This is a genomic window from Vibrio sp. 10N.261.52.A1, assembly GCF_002876325.1.
Taxonomy (GTDB): Bacteria; Pseudomonadota; Gammaproteobacteria; order Enterobacterales; family Vibrionaceae; genus Vibrio; species Vibrio chagasii.
In genome coordinates, this window is sequence record NZ_MCYD01000448.1 from 1 (window position 1) to 5,891 (window position 5,891).

The following is a 5,891-nucleotide window of genomic DNA, read 5'->3' on the forward strand; positions in this document are numbered from 1 at the left end:
ACACAGGCGTAGTTTCTGTATCTACCATGCCACCAACGCTTGCTGAATTTATGGACAATCAGTCTTATTTTTCTATTAGTATGAATGACTTCTGGCGCACCCGAAATAATGGCGATGAACTTTCGCACTGGCAGTTCGATATTCAAAACAATACAGTTGAGTTAAATGGTGAGAAGCAGTACTCGCTGGCATTTGATGATTTAAATCCTAACTCCTTCTTTATGACGATGCCGAAAGAGCCAAATGTTAAATGTGAATACCCTTATAAAACGGGATGTCGTTCAGAGATGCAAGATGATTTCATTTACATGGAGAATGAATTTGCATTGGCAATTTCCATTGATGGTGATATTCAGGCCTACCTCAAGCCAAAAGAATCAGAGCTCATAGATCACACATTGAATGGCGTTGAACTATTCGACTTGACCAATAGTTCAATTGAACTGAATAGTTATTATCACTTGGATGACAAATCAACAAGCTGGTCGCCAAAACCTTATATGGAAGAGTTTCCTCGCGGTACAATTCAAATCCAATCAGCAGTCAATGGAACAGTGTCTTTCGGCGATGTTGACTACCAAGTGATGCGCGGTAATGGACAGGTTTACATGATAAAACGAATAGCCGATGGACATCCTTCCTTGTTGTTCCGCAATGCGCAACTGGCGGCACTGATGAAGTCAAAATGGGAAAATCACACTTTGAAAAAACCAGATTAATCAATAGCGTTGTTTATACAGTCGTTTGACTCCTAGCAATTGTATATGTTTTGGGTCATCTTGAGGACATAGACTTTAGCAACTGAAAATTATCTATCATAAAATCTTGCTAAACCCCAGCCCAGCTGGGGGTAACTCTCGTTGACCGCAGCGATAAAATTCGTTCGGTCGAAATAGCAAAATTAGAAAAGGATGAAGTGAAAGCATCAGTATAATCGTAGCCTGACACTCCTCAGTTCTGTGAGATTTATCGTTCTCGAACCCGACGCTCACCCAAACACGCTTCCATCCAATCTTCAACTTCACTATCCACCCAGGCGACGGCTCTATCACCTAAATTGATTGATTGCGGAAAGTTATCATCATTCATTTTTCTGTAAATCGCTGATCGGCTAAGGGCTGTCTTTTGCATAACTTCTTTTAACTTTAGAAATCTCATGGGACGTCCTCCTATGTTATTGGTTCCCATGTGATTACCTGACACGTAGAAAAATACCGTTTTTTTACATTGTGGTCTGCAATGCCAAATGCAAACCCAGTAACAACAAAAAAACACCTGCTGGCTATGCCAGCAAGTGATTCATTATTATTACAACTGACGGTTCGCCACCGCGAAAGCGTATCTATAAGCGGCGTCTTTTCCAGCAGAACAGGCCGCGACTTTTCTTACCTCAACGTGCTTATCTGCACTTCGTTTATCCACTAGTTCCCAAAGAGCTTGATTAATTACAGGCTTTTTATTTGCCTTACGCCAATTTCGACGTTTCCAGCCATCTAACCACTCATTAAAGCCTGAAACGCAGTAGTCACTGCTGGTATAAACAATGTCACCGTCTCCGGCATGTTCAAGCCCAAACGCAAGTGCTGATAACTCTAGGTAATGACGATCTATGATACTGTCAAAGTATCGCCAGTCCTCATCTGCCATTGTTCCATTTACATCGAATATAACCAGCCCAACACCACCGACGGAACGGCCTCTTCGCTTCTCTACGATGGCTGCTTCTACATAAATTTCTTTATTCATTTTTTATACTCTCCAGAGACTAAAAAGCCGATACATTCTTTGCACCAGCCAATTGTGTTAATTGTTCATTCGTCGCTTAATTACGATTACTACATAGCAACGGCAAGTAAGTTATTTTTTACCTGTCCCTGAGAGCGATTACTTTCAATCCTCCATACCTAGCAAGCTGATTTAAAGCCCTTTCAGATATATTTCATCAGTACGCATAACCAAACAGATGATCTGAGGAGCTCTTATGCGTAACTCCAACAACCAACACGATTACCCGTTCAAAACTTCAGAGTTAAATGAACTGCTAGAACGTGCAGCTGAAGCACTGGCTGCAAAATACAAACGAGAAGGCACCTTTACTAACCCCACGAATGTTAAAGAGTACTTAAAGCTCAAGTTAGGGGCTCACGACCGCGAAGTATTTGCTGTGATGTTTCTTGATAATCAACATCAGTTAATAGGATTTGAAGAGTTGTTCTTTGGCACTATTGATGCTGCTTCTATCTACCCACGCGAGGTGGTCAAGGCCGCGCTAAACCACAACGCCGCCGCGGTAGTTTTTGCTCATAACCACCCGTCAGGTATTTCGGAGCCCTCTCAAGCTGATAGGCGTATTACACAGCGGCTAGTGGATGCACTAAAGCTGGTAGATATCCGAGTATTGGACCACATCGTTGTGGGCGAGGATTGTGTGTCATTTGCAGAAAAGGGGTGGGTATGAATAGATTCACCATTTCCGGTGTTAACGAAGAACTCGTTCGTCCCATGCATTGTTTTCTCGATGCGCTAATGTCTGAAAACGTCATCCCAAGTACAGTCAAGCGGATAGCGTTAAACATACGCTCTAAAGATATGAATAGCCATTTTCAGCCAATCGAAATTCAATTAGAGCGAACATCAAGCAAAACACCTTGGCAACTTCGCTTTATTGCCACCTTTGATGTGATGGTCACAGGTACGCAACAAAAAGAGTTATCCCTGTATTTCAACTTCGCAGGGTGTTGGTTCTATCACCCAGAGATTAAGCAGTGCAACTTACAACGGCCAGAAGTACAAGCCTTGCTTGCTAGCTGGCTCAAAGCCATTACTCACACTTTAACCACGAAATCTGCAATCTCAATCAACATCACATCCGTTCGTTAATCCTAACTACCTTCAAAGAGGTCTCTATGAATCAAGCTGCCAATCTGGCTATGTTCGCGTGCAAACGAGCTAAGCCTTCACATCAACTTATCGAGTTAGTCAAACGCTCTATGGATGATGTTAATTACCGAGGAAAAATGACCATCCGTTTTCAAGATTCAAGCTACCATCCGAAAGACGGAGGCTTTCACCCGGTCTCTATTACGGTGGAGGTTAAAGATAGCCATATCGCTCTTGTGGAAATCACTGACCTTGTTTATGTAGAAACAGGTACACAAAAGCTCGTTCCTGACTTGGCTTTTGATTTTGCTAACGACGTCGCTTTCGCTCGTTGCAGCGGGTGGCTTGGTATGTACCTGCAAGAAACAACCGAGCTATATGAAATGTGGGAGTGTAACTTTCTAGCTTATGTAGAAATAAACGCCTACGACCAAGTTCAGGTTAAGTACAGTTAATCATCACTCGTAGCAACCCTATCCACTGCCCATCAATCTCAACTTCATATCACAAACATTCAACACAACCACCAGCACAGAGCTAAAACGAGGCTGCTTCCCATATTGTTAAAACGGGAAGCTTCCACCCCTTGCTGTATAAGGGTTCTTTAATATCGTCGGCTTTGTGCTTCCCAAAACACCCTTCTACAGACAAAAAAGGAAGCAGACTATGGCTGAGGTCCAAGCAATTAAAGACGATGACACCATACGTATGGTTGGTCACTTATTAAGTATTCGTTGTCATCCACAAATGGCCGATGTGTGGCATATCGGATTAAACCTAGCACTGAGGATTTCCGATTTGTTGTCAATTCGCTTTGAAGACATTAATGGCGACCGACTCATTATTCGAGAGAGTAAAACCGGAAAGATCGCCAACATTCAGCTCAATACCAAAGCGCAGCTGCACATTGCTAGATTGAGGGAGCAACATCCCGACCACATCTACTTGTTTCAATCCCACCGATGCCAGCAGCTGAAAAACAAACCACCGCAACCAATCACGCGACGCGCTGTGTCGATGGCGTTTCAACAAGTAGGCCAAGAACTGAATATCGCGTTAGGTACTCACTCGATGAGAAAAACGCGAGGTTACTTTCTCTATCAATCCACAAAAGATATCGGACGTGTCATGAAAATGCTTCGCCATACTTCAGAAGGCGTGACGCTTCGCTATATCGGTATCACTCAAGATGAAGTCGATAAGGACTTCGTTTCTCTTGAGCTTTAAGCATGATCATTTACTAAGGGGGCGGGACCGCTAATCCCTTATAAACATTAAGCTCAGAGCCTTTTTGAGTTTCGTCATCACAACATTAGAGGGCAAATAACATGAATCCATATAACGCAATAGGAAGCTTTCTAGTCGGCAACTTATCGAAAAGTTTAATTCAAAATTTATTATGGAAAACCAACAGCCCAGTTAGGGGCAGCATTGTGTATTGCGATCTCGCATTTGGAACTGCTGAACATTCAGGTGTCTACGTAGGAAATGGACGTATCATCCATCGTAACGGTAACGGCCTTATCGAAGACGTATCAGTTAACCAGTTCCTGGCTGATACCACTGCCCTTTCGATTTACGTCAGTTGCAATGCACAAGGCAGTGCCGTTGGAAGTGAGTCTTGTGCTCAAATAGCAGAAGGCATGCTAGGCGTACAAACAGACTATTCCCTGCTAAATGAAAACTGCCATCAGTTCTGTAGCTACTGTCTAGACGGTGACATGTTCTCAAGCACTTTCACCTTAACTCAGCTTAAACGGGACGCTCGTGCGCACATTCAAGCTAGTCAGTGGCGAGTATGGGACTTAAGGAATCGTCAAAAAGGATAAACAGGTCATCTTTCTCAACCATCCAGGTCTGATTACTGAGCTCCATTATCATTGCTCTTTCATCACAGAAAAGGCTAGCCCTCGCTAGCCTCATTACATATCAACTCAAAACCAACTAATATTAAATGAGCCCTATTAATCGAGTATTCCTCCACTCAGTGACATCAGATTCAAACCACACCGTAGCTCTATCCTCAAAACTACGTTGCTGGCACCTGATAAGAGTTTAAGGCCCTAGCCCCGCCTGATCCTGCTACACCCAAATGAGCGTATCCCTTCTCCGAAATTCTTCGTCTCTCTTTTGGCTAAATAACACATTCGGAAAAGTAAGTCGTCATAGTTACTCTTGGTCTCAGGCCTATTTTGTACAACTCTGAAGTAATTATTCTTTGGGGGAAAATGAACTAAGCCTTTCATATCACAGTATGAAACTCCTATAACGTCAGACCATGCTTCTTGTAACAAGATTGCTAAGCTTTTTTCTGGCTCATGACTGGTAGAGTAGTGACCTAGAGTTCGGAAGTTTTCATAACTCAGTAGAATAAACATATGATAGTGGTCATTATTACTACTATCCCTTTCTCTACACCATATATTGAAAACCTTATTTCCCTTCTTGATATGATGAACCCTAGCCTTTCTCTTTTTTCTCTCCTCTAAATTAAGATTAACCTTCCTCTGAAATACCCTTATAAAATTTGAAATATATGATACATCTCTATCCTGCTTAAAATCTTGAGGGAACCGTAAGATAAGACTAAAAGAAAGAACTCTGTTATGTTCACTTGTAACATAATCAAGAAGTTCTTTCGACTTTATCAGATAGGGTTCATAATATTCTCTTTTTTTATTCAGTTTTATGTCGTGAAAGTACCTACCCTGATAAACCTTCGGCTCCCGTATCCTTTTCTTTGTATTCATTCTTATACCTAATCGATTTACTACCTCATAGGTTAGGTATCTTGGTAATAATTTATTGGTTGTGAATACTGATTGAGAATGAAACATATATAACTATATACCGACGGTTTACGAGCGAAACCAAACCGTACCAAGCCAGCTGGTTTATAGCGTTTTCAACGCTATTAGCTAATTAAGTAGCCTGTCCAATTATTTCCACCAGAAGCATAAGAAAGAGCCCTATCAAAGATAAAAGTAACAAAGTATAACCATCAGTTTCCA

The 5,891-nt window shown here is 41.9% G+C and carries 9 protein-coding genes; 6 read left to right on the forward strand and 3 right to left on the reverse strand.

The genetic code is table 11. The features are described from left to right. On the forward strand, nucleotides 1-719 hold a 719-nt coding region (locus BCT81_RS29130; RefSeq protein ID WP_157938850.1), incomplete at its 5' end, for a hypothetical protein. 247 nt (nucleotides 720-966) lie between these two features. Here BCT81_RS29130 and BCT81_RS05330 read toward each other — a convergent pair. Next, nucleotides 967-1,188, reverse strand: a complete 222-nt coding sequence (locus tag BCT81_RS05330) for an AlpA family transcriptional regulator (protein WP_198592989.1) — start codon at nucleotides 1,186-1,188, stop codon at nucleotides 967-969. A gap of 120 nt (nucleotides 1,189-1,308) precedes the next feature. After that, nucleotides 1,309-1,746 carry an RNase H family protein gene (locus tag BCT81_RS05335; protein ID WP_102423446.1) on the reverse strand — a complete coding sequence of 146 codons (438 nt, stop codon included), beginning with the start codon at nucleotides 1,744-1,746 and terminating at the stop codon, nucleotides 1,309-1,311. A 235-nt stretch (nucleotides 1,747-1,981) separates the two neighbouring features. Between BCT81_RS05335 and radC the strand changes: the two genes are divergently transcribed. The 5 genes from radC to BCT81_RS05360 all read left to right on the forward strand — a co-directional run bounded on the left by radC (nucleotide 1,982) and on the right by BCT81_RS05360 (nucleotide 4,709). Next, nucleotides 1,982-2,458, forward strand: coding sequence for a DNA repair protein RadC (gene radC, locus BCT81_RS05340; RefSeq protein WP_102423447.1), 477 nt, complete (start codon nucleotides 1,982-1,984; stop codon nucleotides 2,456-2,458). Then, nucleotides 2,455-2,880 (forward strand): DUF2787 family protein, encoded by a 426-nt coding sequence (locus tag BCT81_RS05345; RefSeq protein WP_102423448.1) that lies wholly within the window; start codon nucleotides 2,455-2,457, stop codon nucleotides 2,878-2,880. Before radC ends, BCT81_RS05345 begins: the two co-directional genes overlap by 4 nt. 26 nt (nucleotides 2,881-2,906) lie before the next feature. Then, on the forward strand, nucleotides 2,907-3,335 hold the full coding sequence (locus BCT81_RS05350; RefSeq protein ID WP_102423449.1) for a DUF2787 family protein: 429 nt from the start codon (nucleotides 2,907-2,909) through the stop codon (nucleotides 3,333-3,335). 211 nt (nucleotides 3,336-3,546) lie between these two features. Continuing rightward, complete coding sequence (locus BCT81_RS05355; RefSeq protein ID WP_102349760.1) at nucleotides 3,547-4,107, forward strand: tyrosine-type recombinase/integrase; 561 nt, start codon at nucleotides 3,547-3,549, stop codon at nucleotides 4,105-4,107. A gap of 101 nt (nucleotides 4,108-4,208) precedes the next feature. After that, a complete protein-coding gene (locus BCT81_RS05360) occupies nucleotides 4,209-4,709 on the forward strand; it encodes a lecithin retinol acyltransferase family protein (RefSeq protein WP_102423450.1) in 501 nt (166 codons plus the stop codon). Nucleotides 4,710-4,943: 234 nt separating this feature from the next. Here BCT81_RS05360 and BCT81_RS05365 read toward each other — a convergent pair whose 3' ends face one another. After that, nucleotides 4,944-5,717 (reverse strand): inovirus-type Gp2 protein, encoded by a 774-nt coding sequence (locus BCT81_RS05365; protein WP_347232105.1) that lies wholly within the window; start codon nucleotides 5,715-5,717, stop codon nucleotides 4,944-4,946. Nucleotides 5,718-5,891 lie beyond the last annotated feature (174 nt).